The following is an 18,533-nucleotide window of genomic DNA, read 5'->3' as shown; positions in this document are numbered from 1 at the left end:
GGGGCGGGGAGGCACGGGCGCGTCAGCGGTCGTCCGTCAGCGGTCGTCGGCCGCTCCCGCGCCGAACCGGTCGCCCGCGAAGGGCGCCAGGTCGATGCCGACGGGTTCGCCCAGCGCCAGGGCGGCCGCGCAGTCGCCCACCGCGGGGGCGAACTTGAACCCGTGCCCCGAGCAGGCCGAGGTGTGGACGATCCGCGGGTCGGCCGGCGAGCGGTCGATGATGAAGCTGCCGTCCGGGGTCAGGGTGTAGTAGCAGTAGCGCGCCCGGGGTGCCTCCGGCCGGACGCCGGTGAAGATCCGGGCCACCATGCGGGCCATCTCCTCCCGCTCCGCCGTCGAGACCTCGCGGCGTGCCAGGTCCGTCGGGTCCCCGGGCACCTGCTGGCGGTTGTGGAAGCCGATCTTGACCTCGCGGCCGCCCTCACCCCATTCGGGCACGCCGTAGACGACCTGCCCGTCGGCGCTCTCGTACAGGAAGGCGGGGAAGCCCTCGGTGCCCAGCTTCGGGTCCGCCCGGAACCAGTACACCGGGACCCGCATCGGGCTCAGGTGCCGCGCCGGGGACGGCGTGAGCGGCCCCTTCATCCAGGGGCCGGTCGCGACCACGACGGCGTCGCAGGAGAGCGTCCCGCCGGAGCGCAGCCGTACGGTCACGCCACCGGCGTCGGACCGCAGGTCCACCACCTCCTCGCCGAAGCGGATCGAGGCCCCCCGGCGGACCGCCTCGTCGACCATCGCCAGCCGGGCGCGGTTGGCCAGGACGGTGTAGGCACCGGGTTCGTACAGCGCCTTCATGTCGGCCCCGACGCCGAACCACGGGAAGCGCCCGTTGAGCTGCTCGGCGTTCCAGACCTCGTGCGCGATGCCGCCGGCCTCCGCGGTCCGCCGGCTGAGGTCCACCACGCCGCTGGACTCGGCCCCGACGAAGACCCCGCCGGTGCGCATCAGCAGGGTGTCCCCGTACGCGACCTCCAGGTCCGTCCACCGCTCGTGGGCGCGCTCCAGCAGCGGAAGGTAGTCGGTCCCCTCCCAGTAGGCCCGGCGGAAGATCCGGGTCTCGCCGTGGGAGGAGCCGAACCGGTGCGTCGGGCCGTGGGCGTCGACGGCGAGCACCCGCGCGCCCCGTTCGGCCAGCGCCTGTGCCGCCGCCGCGCCGAACACCCCGAGGCCGATGACCAGTACGTCGCCCGTTCTCACAGCCGTACCCCCTTCTCGACCGGTGCCGCGACCGGCCCGGACTGCGGACGCGCCCTGCGGACGCGCAGCGCCGATTCGATGACGATGGAGACCAGCGACAGCCAGACCACGGCGAAGCAGATCAGCGTGTTGGCGGACGGCCGCTGGTGGTACCAGACCAGCGCGACGACGAGCTGCGTGGTCGGCAGCACGTACTGCATGAACCCCGTCGCGGTCAGGCTGACCTTCTTCGCGCCGAAGGCGATCAGCCACAGCGGCGTGACGGAGACCAGGCCGCACACCGCGAGCAGCACGAAGTCCGTGTGCCCGGCGGCCGGCCCCGGGTCGAGCGAGTAGCCCGTGGTGAGGACGGCGATCCCGATGCCGAGCGCCAGCAGGGCCGTCTCCAGGGTCAGCCCGGTGACCGGGTCGGCGGTGGTGAGCTTCTTCAGGAAGGTGTACACGCCCCAGGTCAGGCCGATCGTGACGTACACCCACCAGTCGAGTTCGGTGCTGCGCACGACGAGCAGCACGACGCCGAGCAGGCACAGCCCGAGCGCGGCCCGGCGCAGCCGTCCGAGCGGTTCGCGCATCACCAGCGTCCCGAGGACGACGGTCACCGCCGGGGCGATGAGGTAGCCGAGGCCGGTCTCGATGACCCGCCCGTGGATCGAACCCCAGATGAACGTGAGCCAGTTGACGCAGACCAGCAGCGCCGCGGTCAGGTGCACCAGCACCAGCCTCGGGGTGGCGGCCGTGCGGGCCGCGGCCCGGAACCGCCCCAGCAGCGCGAGCGCGGCGCACAGCGTCGCCAGCGACACCAGGATGCGGTAGCCGAGCAGCGTCACCGGCGGTACGTGCGCCAGGGCCCGCCAGAACAGCGAGGACGAGCCGAGGATGACGTTGGCGACCGCGATCGCGGCCAGGCCCGCCGGAGCGCCCCGGCCGCGCACGCTACCCATCCGCCCGCCTCTCCCCCCGGCGGGCCAGGCGGCATTCGACGATCTCGTACGACCAGTAGAGGGTCCCGTCGCCGGCGATGCTGAAGGCCGCGCCGTGGTGCTCCTTCCAGTGGTGGAACTCCCGGGTGAGGACCTGTCTGGAGGCGTGCCACTCCCTGGTGTACAGGAACAGCGGGAAGCTGTGCCGTTCGATCAGCCGGAACTCCAGTGGGCCGGCGCTGCCCGCCGGCCCGCCGAGTCGGCGGAGCACGTCCTGGATGCCCGTCATGGAGTTGAGGCCGACGACGGCGCGCCCGGTGTCGGTCAGGTGGTCCGGGAGGTCGCGCAGGAAGCCGAGCAGGACCTCCTCGCCGGAGAACATGGCCGACAGTTCGAGGTCGGCCAGCCCCTGCTGCCGCAGTTCGCGCCGGCAGTCCGCGGACGGGGTGCGCCAGCCGGGCGGGTTGAAGACGACGAGGTCGAACCTGCGGTCCGCGGCCGGGCTCTGGAACAGGCTGCCCGAGTCGAACCGGACGATCTGGTCGCCGAAGTTGAGCTGCTCGTTCTCCGCGGCGGTCTTCAACGCGGGGATCGACACGTCCGTCGCCACGATGTCGCGGGCGCCCAGGCTCCGCATCAGCAGGGCCAGGGCCCCGCTGCCGGTGCCCATGTCGAGGACCGATCCCTCCAGGACGGACCGGTCGAGGGTGCGCACCAGGACGTCGCCGAGGCTCAGCCCGGCGGGGCTGACCTTGAACACGCCCGGCCGGTCCTGCAGTCGGAGGCTGTGCCCGAGCCCGAAGTAGACCTCGTAGAAGTCCTCGGAATGCACCGCCGCGGTTCTGTCACCGGGATTGTGCTGCCGGATCACGCCCAGCATGATTCCCCCTCTAATGGAATTTTCGGTCGGGTTCTCGGCCGGTTCCCCGGCCGCACCGCATTCACCGGGGTGGCGGCCGCCGTGGCACGCGCTTTCACCTGCCGATGCCGCCCAGTTCACGCGACCGGTCGGCGGACCGGGTCAAACCCCCCACCAGTACCTCCTGGAGCCCCAGCTCCTGGAAATGGAAGATTCCCTGTTCGGTCGTTCCCCCCGGGGTCATGACCTGCCGGCAGAGTTCCTCGGGGGAGTGCTCGGTCGAATCCAGGAGTTCCGCGGTGCCGCGCAGTACCTGGGTGGTCATCGACCGGGCCTGCGCGCGGTCGAACCCGGCGGTGACGGCGAAGTCGATGAAGGCCCCGGCGATGTGCGCGACGAAGGCCGGCCCGCCGCCGCAGAGCGCGGTGGCGTCGTCGATGAGGGCCTCGTCGCGCACGGTGAGGGCCCGGCCGATCGACGACAGCAGCCGTTCGGCGGTCCGCACGTCGGCCGCCGGCACGGTGGCGCCGGGGCACAGCACGGTCATGCCCTGCGCGACCTCGGACGGCGTGTTGGGAATCGCCCGGACGACGCGGTCGGTGTGCAGCAGCGCCGTGATGGCCGCGATGCTCACCCCGGCCATCACGGAGATGACCAGGGCCCCCTCGAACGCGCCCGGTTCCTGGTCGGCCGCGAAGCCCTCGAAGGCCTGCGGCTGGATGGCCAGGATCACGGCGTCCCCGGGCCGCGGGCGGTACCGGACGACGGGTTCCAGGCCGAATTCCGTGCGTACCAGGAGCGCCCGGGATTCGGCCGTCTCCACGATTTCGAGCGGGAGGTCCGGAGTTTTCCTCAGGAGTCCGGAAATGATCGCGGCGCCCATGTGCCCGGCGCCGATGACGACGACCCGGTCCACGCCGGCTGTCAGACTTTCCCCACTGGCCACATTTCCCCCACTGTCAACGGGCGTCACTTCTGGACGCACCAAGCGACGGTCATCACGAATGTGCCTTTTCGGAAGCTTCACAACACCCGCGCCAGCCTATTTATGTGATCTTGGACCGACAAGTGACCAAAGGCGGATGGACCGGACAGGTTTTACGACCGTACAAAACCTATTTCGAGGGACGGGCCTCCCCCAACGCACCTCCCCGCGCCGCGCCTCCCCCAATGCGAAGGAGCCCGCCGTTTCCGGCGGGCTCCTGCGTGGTGCGGTCGTCGTCAGACCGCGATCACCGTGATCAGCGCGACCAGGCCGAGCAGCGTCGGGGCGATCACCCACCAGCACCAGCGGACGACCACCGGGCCGGCGGCGTCGGGTCGGCGGCCGTTGCGCTCGGCCATTCCCTGGAGGACGTCGGTCACCTGGTCGGACCAGGCCCGGGTGGGGTCCGAGGACCCCTGGACGACCGGGTTGGTCCGGGCGGCGAGGCCCAGCCCCAGGCCCGTCCGGGAGGCGTGCTCGGCGTTGCCGCGGCTCAGTGCCCGGTTGGCCCGCTTGCGCTGGCGCAGCGACACCGGGACGGCCCACACCTGGTACTTCTTCTCGCCGGACAGCAGCTCGACCGAGTACCCGGCCCGCAGCGCGTCGACCGAGGCCCAGGGGACGGTGATGGTGCGCCAGGGGTTGCGGACGACCAGGCGCCGGCTGCCGGCGAACACCGCCGGGCGCAGCGTGTAGGCGATCACCGGGAAGGCGAACACCGGCAGCGCCGCGAGCGCGACGTACGGGGTCTTGCCGGTGCCGGTCACCGCCGCGTCGCCGATCAGCCAGGCGGCGACGGCGAGCAGGAACACTCCGGAGATCACGCCGGGGACGGAGCGGTACACGCGGTCCGCGTACTCGGGTTCCCCGTCGGGGGCGGCCGGGCCCTGGTGGGGCTTGCCGTCGGATTCGGTCATGGCGTCGATTCTGCCCCATGCACCCCTCGCCGGCGGGTCTCGGTCCGGCCACGAATGGCCCCCCAGGCGGCGCCCCGCCAGCACCCCGGCCGGCACCCCGCCCTCGTCCGGGCCCCCGCCGGGCGGCCCCGCTCGGCCGAGGTCTCGGTCCGGCCACGAAAGGCGGCCGGAAAGGTGGCCGCTCTAGCGGTCGGCTACGCGCGTAGATATGCTGGTCTGGTGACTATGTCCACTGTTGCAGCCAATGCCCCCGGCGTTGCGGGCAGCGGCCTCGCGGACGTTGCGGCGTCCGAGGCCTCGCTCCGCCGCTTCCTGCACGGCCTGCCCGGCGTCGACCAGGTCGGCCTCGAAGCCCGCGCCGCGTCCCTCGGGACCCGCTCGATCAAGACCACGGCGAAGGCCCGCGCCATCGACCTGGCGATCTCCATGATCGACCTGACCACGCTGGAGGGCGCGGACACGGTCGGCAAGGTGCGCGCACTGTGCGCCAAGGGCAGGACCCCCGACCCGACCGACCCGACCACCCCGCGCGTCGCCGCCATCTGTGTCTACCCGGACATGGTCGCCACCGCGAAGGACGCCCTCCGGGGCACCGACATCCAGGTCGCCTCGGTGGCCACCGCCTTCCCGGCCGGCCGCGCCGCCCTCCCGGTCAAGCTCGCCGACACCGCCGACGCGGTGGCCGCGGGCGCCGACGAGATCGACATGGTGATCGACCGGGGCGCCTTCCTCTCCGGCCGCTACTTCGACGTCTTCAACGAGATCGTCGCCGTCAAGGAGGCGTGCAAGCGCGCCGACGGCAGCTACGCCCACCTCAAGGTGATCTTCGAGACCGGCGAGCTGCAGACCTACGACAACGTCCGCCGGGTCTCCTGGCTGGCGATGCTGGCCGGCGCCGACTTCATCAAGACCTCCACCGGCAAGGTCACCGTCAACGCGACCCCGCCGGTCACCCTGCTGATGCTGGAGGCGGTCCGCGACTTCCGCGCCGCCACCGGCGTCCAGGTCGGCGTGAAGCCGGCCGGTGGCATCAAGACCACCAAGGACGCCATGAAGTACCTGGTGATGGTCAACGAGACGCTCGGCGACGACTGGCTGACCCCGCACTGGTTCCGCTTCGGCGCCTCCAGCCTGCTCAACGACCTGCTGATGCAGCGCCAGAAGCTCGCCACCGGCCGCTACTCCGGCCCCGACTACGTGACGGTGGACTGATCACCATGGCCAAGAAGAAGAACACCGAGGAGCCCGCGGCCCAGCCGGCCGGAGGCCTCTTCACCTACGCCCCGGCCCCGGAGTCCCCCGCCGCCGCGGGCGACCTCGCGACCTCGTACGGCCACTTCATCGGCGGCGAGTTCGTCGACTCCTCCGGCAGCGAGGCCCTCAAGACGGTCAACCCGGCCACCGAGCAGGTGCTCGCCGAGTTCGCCCAGGGCACCGACGAGGACGTGGACCGCGCCGTCGCCGCCGCCCGCAAGGCCTTCGCCGACTGGTCGGCGCTGCCGGGCAGCGAGCGCGCCAAGTACCTGTTCCGGATCGCCCGGATCATCCAGGAGCGCGCCCGCGAGCTGGCCGTGCTGGAGTCGATGGACAACGGCAAGCCGATCCGCGAGACCCGCGACTTCGACATCCCGACCGTCGCCGCCTGGTTCTTCTACTACGCGGGCTGGGCGGACAAGCTGGACTACGCCGGCTTCGGCGCCAACCCGCGCCCGCTGGGCGTGGCCGGCCAGATCATCCCGTGGAACTTCCCGCTGATGATGCTGGCGTGGAAGATCGCGCCCGCGCTGGCGACCGGTAACACCGTCGTCCTCAAGCCGGCCGAGACCACCCCGCTGACCGCGCTGCGCTTCGCCGAGATCTGCCGCCAGGCCGGTCTGCCGAAGGGCGTCGTCAACATCGTCACCGGCGACGGCCGCACCGGCGCCGCGCTCACCGCGCACCCGGACGTCAACAAGGTCGCCTTCACCGGCTCCACCCCGGTCGGCCGGGCGATCGCCAAGCAGCTGGCCGGCAGCCGCAAGAAGCTGTCGCTGGAGCTGGGCGGCAAGGCCGCCAACATCGTCTTCGACGACGCGCCGATCGACCAGGCGGTCGAGGGCATCGTCAACGGCATCTTCTTCAACCAGGGCCACGTCTGCTGCGCCGGCTCCCGCCTGCTGGTCCAGGAGTCGATCCAGGACGAGCTGCTGGACGCCCTCAAGCGCCGGATGGGCACCCTGCGGGTCGGCGACCCGCTGGACAAGAACACCGACATCGGCGCGATCAACTCGGCCGCCCAGCTGGCCCGGATCACCGAGCTGACCGCGGCCGGCGAGGCCGAGGGCGCCGAGCGCTGGTCGCCGGAGTGCGAACTCCCGGGCACCGGCTTCTGGTTCAGGCCGACCCTGTTCACCGGCGTCAGCCAGGCCCACCGGATCGCCCAGGAGGAGATCTTCGGCCCGGTCCTGTCGGTGCTGACCTTCCGCACCCCCGAAGAGGCGGTCCAGAAGGCCAACAACACCCCGTACGGCCTCTCCGCCGGCATCTGGACGGAGAAGGGCTCGCGCATCCTCTGGACGGCCAACCGGCTCAAGGCGGGTGTGGTCTGGGCCAACACCTTCAACAAGTTCGACCCGACCTCGCCGTTCGGCGGTTTCAAGGAGTCGGGTTACGGCCGCGAGGGTGGCCGCCACGGTCTGGAGCCCTACCTGAATGTCGAGGCCCGAGATGTCTGACACGACCATCCAGCGTCTTGACGTCCTCAAGACCTACAAGCTGTACGTCGGCGGGAAGTTCCCGCGCTCCGAGAGCGGGCGGGTGTACGAGGTGACCGACTCAAAGGGCGAGTGGCTCGCCAACGCCCCGCTGGGCACCCGCAAGGACACCCGGGACGCCGTCCTGGCCGCCCGCGCGGCGGTCAAGGGCTGGGCCGGCACCACCGCGTACAACCGCGGCCAGGTGCTCTACCGGGTCGCCGAGATGCTGCAGGGCCGGCGTGAGCAGTTCGCCGCCGAGGTGGCGCTCTCCGAGGGCATCGGCCCGAAGAAGGCCGCCGCGCTGGTGGACGCCGCGATCGACCGCTGGGTCTGGTACGCGGGCTGGACGGACAAGATCGCCCAGATCGCGGGCGGCGCCAACCCCGTCGCCGGGCCGTACTTCAACCTCTCCACCCCGGAGCCGACCGGCGTGGTCGGGATCGTCGCCCCGCAGGCCGGGTACGGGCACTCGCTGCTCGGCCTGGTCTCGGTGATCGCCCCGGCGATCGCCACCGGCAACACGGTCGTGGTCGCGGCCGCCGCGGACGCCCCGCTGCCCGCGCTGTCCCTGGGCGAGGTGCTGGCCACCTCGGACCTCCCGGGCGGCGTGGTCAACATCATCTCGGGCCGGACCGCGGACATCGCCCCCACCCTGGCCTCGCACCAGGACGTCAACGCGCTGGACCTCACCGGCGCCATCGCCGCCGACGGCCCCGGCGCGGCGACCGCCCTGGAGGCCGCCGCCGCCGATACCCTGAAGCGGGTGGTCCGTCCGGGGCTGGACCCGTTCGCCCAGGACTGGACGGATGCGCCCGGTACCAACCGGCTACTCTCCTTCCTGGAGACGAAGACGGTCTGGCACCCGATGGGTATCTGACCCTCCGTCGGTATCGCGTCACAACTCCACAGACTGGCCGTCCCCCGTGCCCTCTCCCCCCCAGGGCCCGGACGGTCATTGGACGGACCCGCACCTCTCCCCCCTGGTGCGGGTCCGTCGACTTTCGTCACCGCCCGCGCCGACTTTCGGCGCTCGCCGTGCGTGTGCGTCCGGACCAGAATCCCCGGTACCGACACCACCGAGGAGGCGCCGTGGGAGAGTTGATCGCCGAGCTGATGCCGCTGCTCACGGACGGCTTCGTCCGCCGCTGGCACGTCGCCCGGGTCGGCCGCCGACTGGCCGCCGGGAAGGCCGTCCGAGTGCCCTGCTCCGCCCGGTCCGACCGGCCGGGCTGGCAACGCCACTACGCCAACGGCCGGCTGGACATCACCCCGGGTGCCGCCGCGGTCACCTTCCGCGCCCGCGGGGCCGGCCCGCTCGAACTGCCCACCGGGGGCACCTTCCACGAGCCCGAGCCCGACACCTGGCACTCCCAGGACTGGGCCGCCACCGGCTACCGGCCGCCCGGCGGCGGGCGCCAGGTGTACCTCCAGGTCGACAGCCGCTACCTGCCGGCGGTCCACCTCGCCCTCGCCGGCCCCGACTTCCGGCAGGCGTGACCGGAAGGCGTGACCGGAAGGTGTGATGCACAACGGTTTCGGCAACCGGCCGGGATGCGTCAGACTGGTGTCCCGTGAGTGACTCCCCCATGAACCCCGTGCCGACGGCCCACGCCCGGGTGATCCTGCTCTCCGGGCCCTCCGGATCGGGGAAGTCCTCGCTGGCCGAACGCAGCGGCCTCCCGGTGCTCCAGCTGGACGACTTCTACAAGGACGGGGACGACCCCACCCTCCCCCGGCTGCCCGACGGCGCCGTGGACTGGGACTCCCCGCTCGCCTGGCACCGCGACCAGGCCGTCGCCGCCATCCGCGCGCTGTACGAGCACGGGCGCACCGAGGTGCCGGTGTACTCGATCCCGGACAACGGCCGGATCTCCACCCGCGCCCTGGACCTGGACGGCGCCACCGCGTTCATCGCCGAGGGCATCTTCGCCGCCGAGATCGTCACCGAGTGCACCGCCGAGGGCCTGCTCGGCGACGCCCTGTGCCTGCGCAACGGCGCGCTCACCACGGCCTGGCGCCGACTGCGCCGGGACGTCCGGGAGGGCCGCAAGTCGCTTCCGGTGCTGCTGCGCCGGGGCCTGCGGCTGATGCGGGCCGAGCGGGCCATCGTCGGACGGCAGGTCGAGCTGGGCTCGTACCCGTGTGCCGGGCCGGAGGCCGAGCGGCGGATCCGCGCCGCCGCCGGGCGGCGGGAGCTGTCCGCGGTCTGAGCCGGTCCGCGCTCTGAGTCGGTCCGCGGTCTGGGTCGATCCGCTTCACCCGCGGACGAACACGACGACGGGCCCGGTGCGTCTCCCCCGCACCGGGCCCGTCGCCCGCCGAACGGCTTCGGCTCCCCACGAGCACCGCTCCCCCGAGCCGGTGCCCCCGAACCGCAACCGTCCGCTACCCGTCCCCCGACGGGAGTCCTGTCCCCTGCTCCCTGCCAGCCGCCGTCAGGCGACCAGCTCGCCGAACGCCCGGGCGGTGTCGCCCGACTTGTTCAGGTGCTCGTCGTCGCGCAGCCGGCGCAGCGCGCGCCAGATGCTGCTCTTGACCGTGCCGACGCTGATCCCCAGCACGTCGGCGATCTCCGGGTCGGTCTTGCCCTCGTAGTACCGCAGCACCAGCATGGTCCGCTGGTTCTCCGGCAGCTTCGCCAGCGCCTGCCAGAGCACGGTGCGCAGCTCGGTGCCGCCCATCGCGTCGGTGTCGCCGGCCGTCTCCGGCAGCTCCTCGGTCGGGTACTCGTTGACCTTGCGGCGCCGCCAGGCGGAGATGTGCAGGTTGGTCATGGTGCGGCGGAGGTAGCCCCCGACCGCGGCCTTGTCGGTGATCCGGCCCCAAGCCCGGTAGGTGCTGAAGAGCGCGCTCTGCAGCAGGTCCTCGGCCTCGTAGCGGTCACCGGTGAGGTGGTACGCCGTGGCGTACAGGGAGGCGCGGCGCTCGCGCACGTACGCGGTGAACTCCGTGATGTGGTCCTCCGCGACGGCCGGGTGCTCCCCCTGCGCGTCTCCCTGTCCCGCCTCGGTGGTGCGGGCCGGCGCGGGGTTCAGCCGCAGCAGCGTCGCACCGGCGGCCCCGCGACCGGCCGGCTCCCCCGAGCCGACCGTGCGCAGACCGTTCTTCCTCTGGTCGCCCCCCCGGGCGTCCGTACCCTCGACGCGGACGGGGAGGATCCCCCGCAGCGCGAGGGTGTTGCCGGAGTCGACCGCACTCCCCAGTCGGCCGATCCCGTACAGCTCCCCCGTCCTGCCGCCGCCGCTCACCCGGCGGGCGACAGGGTTTCCACCGGTGCTGTGTGCGCACCCCCGTACGGTCACGGCACCGGAGTTCTCGTCGGTCCTGATCTCGTACCGGGTCCGGTGGGTGGTCGCTGAGGAACGCGCGGTGCGGACAGCCGGGTTGGTCCGGGTCTGAAGCATGGCGTTCATCGTGCGCCCCCTTGGTTCGGTACGAGCGGTTCCTGTTGCCGCCCTCCAGCCGGCCCTTGCGGCCCGCTGTCCTGCGGCGACATGGAAAATCCTGCCCGCCGGTTGTGATGGCGCTGTCCGCCGACTGTCACAGGGGTGTCACAGGGCCGGGCCTTTCGACCCGTGCCTCCTCCCGCCGTTCCGGACGCCGGTGGGCATCCTTCCGGTTCCCGTACGGGCGGTGACCGGTCCTGGGGGTGATTCGGCGTTCCCGGTGGGCCAAAATGGGGCCGTGCCTTTCCTCCTACTGATCGAGGACGACGACGCCATCCGGACCGGCCTCGAACTCGCCCTCACCCGCCAGGGCCACCGTGTGGCCACCGCCGCCTCCGGCGAGGACGGTCTGAGGCTCTTCAAGGAGCAGCGGCCCGACCTGATCGTGCTGGACGTCATGCTGCCCGGAATCGACGGCTTCGAGGTGTGCCGTCGGATCCGCCGTACCGACCAGCTGCCGATCATCCTGCTCACCGCCCGCTCGGACGACATCGACGTGGTGGTCGGCCTGGAGTCCGGCGCGGACGACTACGTGGTGAAACCGGTCCAGCCGCGTGTGCTGGATGCCAGGATCCGCGCCGTGCTGCGGCGCGGCGAGCGGGAGAGCTCGGACTCCTCCGCCTACGGCAGCGTGGTGATCGACCGGGCCGCGATGACCGTCACCAAGGACGGTCAGGACCTCCAGCTCACCCCGACCGAGCTGCGGCTGCTGCTGGAGCTCAGCCGCCGGCCCGGCCAGGCGCTCTCCCGTCAGCAGCTGCTCCGGCTGGTCTGGGAGCACGACTACCTCGGCGACTCCCGCCTGGTGGACGCCTGCGTGCAACGGCTGCGGGCCAAGGTCGAGGACGTGCCGTCCGCGCCGACGCTGATCCGCACCGTGCGCGGGGTCGGCTACCGACTGGACCCGCCTGCCTGAGCCCCCGCCCACCTTCCTGAACTCCCGTACGACGACAGGCTCTTGTGACTGACCATCAGCAGACTGCCCGGCGGTTCTCGTCCGGTCCGTGGCGACGGCTGCGCTCCCTGCGGGTGCGGCTGATCGCGGTGTTCGCGGCCGTCGCGCTGCTCGCCGCCGTCTCGGCCTCCGGCATCGCGTACTGGCTGAACCGCGACGCGGTGCTCAAGCGCGCCCAGGACACCGCGCTGAACGACTTCCGGGTCTCGCTCAGCCGCAACGTCTCCGACCTTCCGCTGAACGCCAGTTGCCCGGAGCTCGCCACGCTGGCCGCCAACGTGGCGAGCTCCGGCCTGTCCTACGACGTGGTCGTGGTCGACCCGGCGCACCCCGAGTGCCCGGCCTCCTCGGCCCCGACGCACTTCACCCTGACCGACGTCCCGGCGGCGCTGCAGTCCACCGTCGCCAAGCCGCGCGAGGTCACCGAGAGCAACCCGTACCCGTACCACCTGTACTGGCAGCGGCAGAACCTGGAGGGCCGCCCGTTCGTGATCGGCGGCACCAAGGTGCTGCCGAACGGTCCGACGGCGTACATGTTCAAGTCGCTGGAGAACGAACGGGCCGACCTCAACACCCTGGGCTGGTCGCTGGCGATCGCGACCCTGCTCGCGCTGATCGGTTCGGCCCTGCTCGCCCAGGCCGCCTCCTCGACCGTGCTGCGGCCGGTCAAGCGGCTCGGCGAGGCCGCCAAGCGGCTCGGCGAGGGCCACCTGGACACCCGGCTGGAGGTCGAGGGCTCCGACGAACTCGCCGATCTGGCCCGGACCTTCAACCGGGCCGCGGAGTCGCTGCACGAGCAGGTCGAGGAGCTGAGCGCGCGCGAGGCGCAGAGCCGGCGGTTCGTCGCCGACATGTCGCACGAGCTGCGCACCCCGCTGACCGCGATGACCGCGGTGACCGACATCCTGGAGGACGAGGCCGAGTCGCTGGACCCGATGATCGAGCCCGCCGTCCGACTCGTGGTGAGCGAGACCAGGCGGCTGTCCGACCTGGTCGAGAACCTGATGGAGGTCACCCGCTTCGACGCCGGCACCGCCAAGCTGGTCGCCGACGAGGTCGACGTCGCCGACCTGATCATGTCCTGCATCGACGGCCGGGCCTGGTACGACGCGGTCGAACTGGACGCCCCGCGCGGCATCCTGGCCGTCGTCGACCCGCGCCGGCTCGACGTGGTCTTCGCCAACCTGATCGGCAACGCGCTCAAGCACGGCGGCTCACCGGTGCGGGTCAAGGTCCGGCAGTCCGCGGACTCGGTCGTGGTCGAGGTCTCCGACAGCGGCCCCGGCATCCCCGAGGACGTGCTGCCGCACGTCTTCGACCGCTTCTACAAGGCCGACCGCGGCCGGGCCCGCTCGGAGGGCAGCGGCCTGGGGCTGTCCATCGCGATGGCCAACGCCCAGATCCACGGGGGGACCATCACGGCGGCGAACGGGGAGGTCGGCGCGGTGTTCACCCTGACGCTGCCGCTGACCCCGCCACCGCCGCCGTCCGCGGGCGGGGCCGAGCGCGGCCCCGCCCGCGACGCCGAGCTCAAGGACGCCACGTGACCGCCCCCACCCGCACCGCCCTGCGCCGCTCCACCCTGCGCCGCACCGCCGGCGTACTGCTCCTGCTCGCGCTGGCCTCCGGCTGCGGCATCCGTCCGACGGCCGTACCGGTCGACGCCGGCGCGCCCGCCAGCCGGACGGCCTGCCCGAGCGCCCCGCACATACCGACCGCGCTGGCCACCCCGACCCCGCCGGCCCCGGCCGCCACCCCGGCCCGCGGCGCGGCCAAGGCGAGCGCCAGCCCCTCGCCCACCCCGGTGGCGCCGGGCTCGCCGCCGCCCGACAACGTGTTCAGCGCGGTGCCCACCGCGGCGCCCTGTCGGTAGGGCCTGCTCCGGCCGGGACGCGCCCGTCCGACCCCGTGTGACGGGAAACGGGGGCGCGTCCCGGAATGTTCAGGCCCGGTGTGGAACCGCCGCGCCACCGGCCCACGTCCTTCCCCCCGTGCAGCGAGATGGCACCAGGACACGCGACGAGCGTTCCGGCGCACGGACCGAGAACAGGCCGGCGGCGGGCGTCCACCGTCCCCTCCGGCACGCCGGACTGGCGGGCCTGGCCCTCCACCTGACGCTGGTGCTCTGGCTGGTGCTCAGACCCCTGCCGGTGGCCTGGGTGTACGACGCCAACCTGACGCCGCTGGCCTCGCTCCGCTCCTCCACCACCTGGCAGGTGATCGGCGAGTTCCTGCTGCTCGCCCCGCTCGGCGTCCTGCTGCCGCTGGCCGGCGGCCGGGTCCGGGCCCCCTGGCTGCCGTCCTTCCTGCGCACCACCGGCGTGTCCGCCCTGCTGGCGACCGGCCTGGAGTTCCTCTCCTCCTGGACGCCCGGACACGTGCTCAACGTGGACCACATACTGTTCGCCGTGCTCGGCGTGATGATCGCCCACCTCGCCCTCGTCCCCGGTCTGCGCCGCCTGCTGCGGGACCACCGGGCGGCGGCGCGGGCCCGGCGGGCCGCCGTCCTGGCCGCCCCGCCGGTGGCCGCCGCCGTCACCCCGACGGTGACCATGGCGGCCGCGGCCCGTCCGCGCGCCTACGCGGGACCCACCCCGCCCGCCGGCTGACCCCGGGGCCGTACGCCCCGGCTAGGCACGCACCACCCGGCCGCCGACCTCGACCAGCCCGCCCGGCCGCGGACCGGCCAGCAGCTGCGAACCCCGGCCCTGGGTGACGGTCACCGCCCGCCCGAGCCGGGCCGCCAGCAGCAACGCCGCCGCGCCGGTCGCCTCGTCCTCGTCGATCCCGTCACCCCGGCCCGGGAAGGCCCGCGCCCGGACCGTACCGGCCGCCTCGTCCTGCCAGGCCCAGGCGTACACCCACTCCCCCGGCGGCGGCACCTCCAGCGCCTCCACCTCGGCGACCGAGCCGTACTGCCGCAGGGTCCGCCCCGGGGCCCACTCCGGCCGGGCCTCGATCCGGGTCAGCCCGCCCTCGCGCCGCACCGCCACCTCCCCCGCGGCGGTCACCAGCCGGTCCACCCCGAGCAGCCAGGCGGCGCCCACGCACGGGTGGCCGGCGAAGGGCAGCCGCACGCTCGGGGTGTAGATGTCGATCTCCCCGCGCTCCGGGTCGTCGACGAACACCGTCTCGCTGAAACCGAGTTCACCGGCGAAGGCCTGCCGCGCCGCCCGCCCCGGCACGGCGGCGCCGTCCCGCACCACGCCGAGGGCGTTGCCGTGCCGCCCGTCCGGCCCGCAAAAGACCCGCAGCACCTCATAGTCAGTCATTTCCCACCTCGTCAATTACCGCTCCGGCGCCACTGCGACTCAGCGCAACGACACCGTGATGAAAAGGCGACGACGATTGTCGGCCCCCTCCAGTACTGTGCGCTGTCGTCCCCGGACGGTTCCCGTCGCTTTTCCCCTCCCACAGGAAATCCCTTGAACAATCTCGATTTCAGCAACGAGCCCGGCTTCTCCTGGTACGTCGTCCTGCTGGCGCTCAGCGGCACCATCATGCTGGTCCTCGGCGTCCTGCCCCTGCGCGGGCTCAAGGTCGGCATGCGGATCCTCAACATCGCGATCGGCCTCGCGTTCGCGGGCTACGCCTACTACCTCGCGTTCGTCTTCGAGGGCGGGACCTACCGGATCTTCTTCCAGGCGCTGATCCTGCCGATCGCCATGATCGTCACCACGGTGAAGGCGGTCGTCGAGCGCAGCAACGCCAAGAACGCGCCGCAGCAGCCGGTCACGCCGTACACCCCGCACGCGCCGTACAACCCCAACGCCCCGCAGGCGCCGTACAACCCCAACGCCGCCGCCCCGCAGGCCGCGTTCAACCCGAACGCCCCGCAGGCCGGGCAGCCGGGCCAGCCGGTGGCGCCGCAGGGCGCCGTGCCGAACCAGCCGGGCGCTCCGGCGCAGCCGGTGGCGGACAACCCGTACGCCCAGCCGCAGCCGCCGCAGCAGCCGGCCGGCTGAGCCCCGGAACGCCGGAAGGCCCGTCCGTCCCCGCCTTCGAACGGGGACGGACGGGCCTTGTGCTGTCCGGGCTCAGTTCCCGGCGCGCTGTCGGCGGCGGGCGACGACCAGGGTTCCGATGCCGAGGGCGATCGCGGTCGCGCCGGTGATCGCCATCGGGGCGGCCGAGGAGCCGCCGCCGGTGGAGGCGAGCCGGGTGGTCTCCACGACCGCCGGGGCCGGGGCGGCGGCAGCGGCGGCCTGCGGGGTGTCGGCCGCGGGGCTCGGCGCGCCGGTGGTGACCTGCGCGGCCGGGACGGCGGCGCTGGACGGATCGGCAGTGGCCCGGGTGGTCGGCGCACCAGTGGCCGAGGATGTGGGGGCCGGGGCGCCGGACCCCGCCGTGGCGGCCTCGATCCGGAAGTCCACCTTCGGGCTGGAGGTCCCCCGCTCGGTCCCGCCCGGACCGGCCAGGCTGTAACCGTTGGCGAACACCGACTCGGTGCCCACCGGTGCGTCCTTGGTCCAGGCGAGCCGCAGGTTGACCGTACGGGTCTCACCGTCGGGCAGCGGAATCATGTCGGTGCTCTTGTTGCCGGTGTACAGCGCCACAGCCAACTGGGTGCTGGCGAGGTCCCCCAGCGGCGACGGAGTGCCGGCCAGCCACTGGCCCTGCTGGGTCTGGAATTCGAGCCTGACCACTGCCGGAAGGAACGCGTTCTCGCCCTGGAGGACGACCGCCGGGACGATTTGGAGGTCCTTGCCGGTGTGGTTGCTGTAGACCACCTTGAACGCCTTGGCCTCGCCGCCGGCCGTGAAGGAGGCGGGCACACCCTCGACCTTCACGTCCGGGAGCCCGACCGGGGCCGGGGTGGTCGGGCCACCCACCGGAACGACCGTGAAGTTCGGGGTGCCGCCCCAGGCAACGGTGGGGCGTTGCCCCGGGGCGGGCAGGGTCGGATCCAAGGCCACCGCGCTGAGGGCGGCGGAGGCCGGGCCGGGGGCGGCGTCGGCGGCGAAGGTCAGCCGCAGCCGGTAGGTGAACTCAGCGCCGGCCGCCAGATGCAGCTCGGTGGCGAACTGGTCCAGTGCCCAAGCGCCGCCGGCGTCGTTGCCCTGCACCTTGGCGTCGTGCCACTGGGTGTCGCCGGGGCGCTGGTACTCCAACCTGAGCTGGCTCTGCCGGGGGCCGCTGCCGCGGACCGTCGTGACGACGAAGTCGGTCTGCACGTTCAGCTGGTGGTCGGCGGTGTTCTTGAGGGTCGAGGTGAACTCGACCGAGGTGCCCGCCTCGACCGTGGTCGGGAATGCGCTCGTGGTGATCACGATGGGCGAGGCCAGGCCTTGCGGCGGTGAGACGGGAGCCGTCGGACCGGCCGTCGGGGCCGCCAGCGCCGCCGGGGCCGAGGCCAGGGCGACGCCGGAGGCCAGCGCGGCCGCGGCGGCCACGGCGAGGATTCTGCGGGGCTGATTGCGCAAGGGGACCTCACGGGAGAATTCGGGCACAGCCCGAGAAGAGTGCGAAATCGCAGGCGTGAGGGGCCTCTTGAGGCCGTGACGGCGCCGCCGGTTTTTCCCCCCACCATCAGCGACCGCGGAATCATATCCCTCAGCCCGGACACCTTCGCGAACGGGTTTCGCACCCGCATCTCCGGGTCATCCCTGAGGCGGACCCCGATCCGGGTCTACGTCTTCCCGGTGACCGGCCAGGGTCGAGGATCGCCTGGCGGGTGGAGGTTTCCGGGGCGCCGGCGGCGGAGTATGGAGGTACGCCCGCCGGACCACCCGGCACCGGCAGCCAGCCAAGGAGTTCCCATGAGTGCGCGCCTCGCCCGTCCCCGCCACAACCGCGTCATCGCCGGCGTCTGCGCCGGGATCGCCGAGCGCTTCGGCCTCACCCCGTGGACCGTACGACTGATCTTCCTGCTGTCCTGCCTGCTGCCCGGCCCGCAGTTCCTGGTCTACCTCGCGCTGTGGGTGCTGCTCCCCCAGGAGCCGTGAGGCCGTACCGGCGGGCACGACGACGGGCCGCCCGCTCCCGGGGTCTCCGGGGGCGGGCGGCCCGTCATCGTACGGCGGCCGGGGTCAGCCGGTCAGGCCCGGCAGCGGCAGGGCGCCGGTCAGCCCGCCGACGGGGGTCTTGTCCAGGCCGGGGACGCTCGGGACGGCGCCACGCTGCTGGGTGACGCCGGCGAGCGGAGCGGCGTCGGCGGCGGGGGCGGGAGCGGCCTGACCGGCGCTCGGGGTCAGGGTGCCGAGGGTGCCGGCGACCTTGTCGCCGCCCGGCAGCTTGGCCGCGGTGTCGGTGACCGCACCGGTCACCGCGGGGTTCGTCACCGCGCCGGTGGGCAGCCCGAGGCCGCCGGCCGCCTGGCCGGCCGCGGAGGCGGTGCCGGCGCCGACCGCTGCGATGGCGATGCCGAGCGCCGCGGTACCGGCGGCCTTGAGAGCCTGCTTCATGGTTCGTCCCCTTGAGTCCTCGTCGGTGGCCGACATCGCACGGGGCGGCGGACGGGCGGTTGCCGCCACGGCCTGTCAGCATTGACTGGCACACCGTAGTGACAGGATCGCGTGA

The 18,533-nt window shown here is 72.9% G+C and carries 20 protein-coding genes; 11 read left to right on the top strand and 9 right to left on the bottom strand.

The window, feature by feature from the left end:
- Nucleotides 1–36 precede the first annotated feature (36 nt).
- From solA to ACZ4W5_RS15910, 5 genes are all read right to left on the bottom strand, one after another.
- On the bottom strand, nucleotides 37–1,197 hold the full coding sequence (solA, locus tag ACZ4W5_RS15930; protein ID WP_465655013.1) for an N-methyl-L-tryptophan oxidase: 1,161 nt from the start codon (nucleotides 1,195–1,197) through the stop codon (nucleotides 37–39).
- The gene (locus tag ACZ4W5_RS15925) at nucleotides 1,194–2,138 is read right to left on the bottom strand and encodes an EamA family transporter (RefSeq protein ID WP_360238025.1); all 945 of its coding nucleotides are present in this window, start codon (nucleotides 2,136–2,138) and stop codon (nucleotides 1,194–1,196) included. The genes solA and ACZ4W5_RS15925 overlap by 4 nt, the downstream gene beginning before the upstream one ends.
- A complete protein-coding gene (locus ACZ4W5_RS15920) occupies nucleotides 2,131–2,997 on the bottom strand; it encodes a methyltransferase (RefSeq protein ID WP_465655011.1) in 867 nt (288 codons plus the stop codon). The genes ACZ4W5_RS15925 and ACZ4W5_RS15920 overlap by 8 nt, the downstream gene beginning before the upstream one ends.
- Nucleotides 2,998–3,091: 94 nt before the next feature.
- On the bottom strand, nucleotides 3,092–4,003 hold the full coding sequence (gene proC / locus ACZ4W5_RS15915; protein ID WP_465655009.1) for a pyrroline-5-carboxylate reductase: 912 nt from the start codon (nucleotides 4,001–4,003) through the stop codon (nucleotides 3,092–3,094).
- 194 nt (nucleotides 4,004–4,197) lie between these two features.
- Nucleotides 4,198–4,878, bottom strand: coding sequence for a PH domain-containing protein (locus ACZ4W5_RS15910; RefSeq protein WP_360238034.1), 681 nt, complete (start codon nucleotides 4,876–4,878; stop codon nucleotides 4,198–4,200).
- Nucleotides 4,879–5,103: 225 nt separating this feature from the next.
- Between ACZ4W5_RS15910 and deoC the strand changes: the two genes are divergently transcribed.
- From deoC to ACZ4W5_RS15885, 5 genes are all read left to right on the top strand, one after another.
- Complete coding sequence (deoC, locus tag ACZ4W5_RS15905) at nucleotides 5,104–6,090, top strand: deoxyribose-phosphate aldolase (protein WP_360238036.1); 987 nt, start codon at nucleotides 5,104–5,106, stop codon at nucleotides 6,088–6,090.
- Between the two features lie 5 nt (nucleotides 6,091–6,095).
- Nucleotides 6,096–7,592 (top strand): aldehyde dehydrogenase family protein, encoded by a 1,497-nt coding sequence (locus ACZ4W5_RS15900; RefSeq protein ID WP_402489355.1) that lies wholly within the window; start codon nucleotides 6,096–6,098, stop codon nucleotides 7,590–7,592.
- Nucleotides 7,585–8,490 carry an aldehyde dehydrogenase family protein gene (locus tag ACZ4W5_RS15895; RefSeq protein WP_360238040.1) on the top strand — a complete coding sequence of 302 codons (906 nt, stop codon included), beginning with the start codon at nucleotides 7,585–7,587 and terminating at the stop codon, nucleotides 8,488–8,490. The genes ACZ4W5_RS15900 and ACZ4W5_RS15895 overlap by 8 nt, the downstream gene beginning before the upstream one ends.
- A gap of 212 nt (nucleotides 8,491–8,702) precedes the next feature.
- Nucleotides 8,703–9,110: a hypothetical protein gene (locus ACZ4W5_RS15890; protein WP_402489352.1), complete on the top strand. Its 408-nt coding sequence runs from the start codon at nucleotides 8,703–8,705 to the stop codon at nucleotides 9,108–9,110.
- 89 nt (nucleotides 9,111–9,199) lie between these two features.
- A complete protein-coding gene (locus ACZ4W5_RS15885; RefSeq protein ID WP_360238169.1) occupies nucleotides 9,200–9,823 on the top strand; it encodes an ATP-binding protein in 624 nt (207 codons plus the stop codon).
- Nucleotides 9,824–10,048: 225 nt separating this feature from the next.
- Here the strand turns inward: ACZ4W5_RS15885 and ACZ4W5_RS15880 are convergent, their stop codons facing one another.
- On the bottom strand, nucleotides 10,049–10,711 hold the full coding sequence (locus ACZ4W5_RS15880; protein ID WP_360238171.1) for a SigE family RNA polymerase sigma factor: 663 nt from the start codon (nucleotides 10,709–10,711) through the stop codon (nucleotides 10,049–10,051).
- Nucleotides 10,712–11,297: 586 nt separating this feature from the next.
- Here ACZ4W5_RS15880 and ACZ4W5_RS15875 point away from each other — a divergent pair.
- The 4 genes from ACZ4W5_RS15875 to ACZ4W5_RS15860 all read left to right on the top strand — a co-directional run bounded on the left by ACZ4W5_RS15875 (nucleotide 11,298) and on the right by ACZ4W5_RS15860 (nucleotide 14,623).
- Nucleotides 11,298–11,975 (top strand): response regulator transcription factor, encoded by a 678-nt coding sequence (locus ACZ4W5_RS15875; protein ID WP_030257458.1) that lies wholly within the window; start codon nucleotides 11,298–11,300, stop codon nucleotides 11,973–11,975.
- Nucleotides 11,976–12,019: 44 nt separating this feature from the next.
- The gene (locus ACZ4W5_RS15870; protein WP_465655007.1) at nucleotides 12,020–13,561 is read left to right on the top strand and encodes an ATP-binding protein; all 1,542 of its coding nucleotides are present in this window, start codon (nucleotides 12,020–12,022) and stop codon (nucleotides 13,559–13,561) included.
- Nucleotides 13,558–13,887, top strand: coding sequence for a hypothetical protein (locus ACZ4W5_RS15865; protein ID WP_465655005.1), 330 nt, complete (start codon nucleotides 13,558–13,560; stop codon nucleotides 13,885–13,887). The genes ACZ4W5_RS15870 and ACZ4W5_RS15865 overlap by 4 nt, the downstream gene beginning before the upstream one ends.
- A gap of 118 nt (nucleotides 13,888–14,005) precedes the next feature.
- A complete protein-coding gene (locus ACZ4W5_RS15860) occupies nucleotides 14,006–14,623 on the top strand; it encodes a VanZ family protein (RefSeq protein ID WP_360238048.1) in 618 nt (205 codons plus the stop codon).
- Between the two features lie 21 nt (nucleotides 14,624–14,644).
- Here the strand turns inward: ACZ4W5_RS15860 and ACZ4W5_RS15855 are convergent, their stop codons facing one another.
- The gene (locus ACZ4W5_RS15855; RefSeq protein WP_465655003.1) at nucleotides 14,645–15,286 is read right to left on the bottom strand and encodes a PhzF family phenazine biosynthesis protein; all 642 of its coding nucleotides are present in this window, start codon (nucleotides 15,284–15,286) and stop codon (nucleotides 14,645–14,647) included.
- A gap of 153 nt (nucleotides 15,287–15,439) precedes the next feature.
- On the opposite strand from ACZ4W5_RS15855, the gene ACZ4W5_RS15850 reads away from it, so the two are divergent.
- Complete coding sequence (locus tag ACZ4W5_RS15850) at nucleotides 15,440–15,979, top strand: hypothetical protein (protein ID WP_465655001.1); 540 nt, start codon at nucleotides 15,440–15,442, stop codon at nucleotides 15,977–15,979.
- Nucleotides 15,980–16,051: 72 nt separating this feature from the next.
- Here the strand turns inward: ACZ4W5_RS15850 and ACZ4W5_RS15845 are convergent, their stop codons facing one another.
- Nucleotides 16,052–17,407 carry a hypothetical protein gene (locus ACZ4W5_RS15845; RefSeq protein ID WP_465654999.1) on the bottom strand — a complete coding sequence of 452 codons (1,356 nt, stop codon included), beginning with the start codon at nucleotides 17,405–17,407 and terminating at the stop codon, nucleotides 16,052–16,054.
- A gap of 366 nt (nucleotides 17,408–17,773) precedes the next feature.
- Here ACZ4W5_RS15845 and ACZ4W5_RS15840 point away from each other — a divergent pair, with 366 nt between their 5' ends.
- A complete protein-coding gene (locus tag ACZ4W5_RS15840) occupies nucleotides 17,774–17,959 on the top strand; it encodes a PspC domain-containing protein (protein WP_188308551.1) in 186 nt (61 codons plus the stop codon).
- A gap of 84 nt (nucleotides 17,960–18,043) precedes the next feature.
- Here ACZ4W5_RS15840 and ACZ4W5_RS15835 read toward each other — a convergent pair whose 3' ends face one another.
- Nucleotides 18,044–18,418, bottom strand: coding sequence for an ATP-binding protein (locus ACZ4W5_RS15835; protein WP_465654998.1), 375 nt, complete (start codon nucleotides 18,416–18,418; stop codon nucleotides 18,044–18,046).
- Between the last annotated feature and the right edge of the window lie 115 nt (nucleotides 18,419–18,533).

This window comes from Kitasatospora sp. NPDC029367, assembly GCF_055569135.1.
Note: the sequence above shows the minus strand (reverse complement) of the source record. Positions and strands in the feature narration are given on the sequence as shown.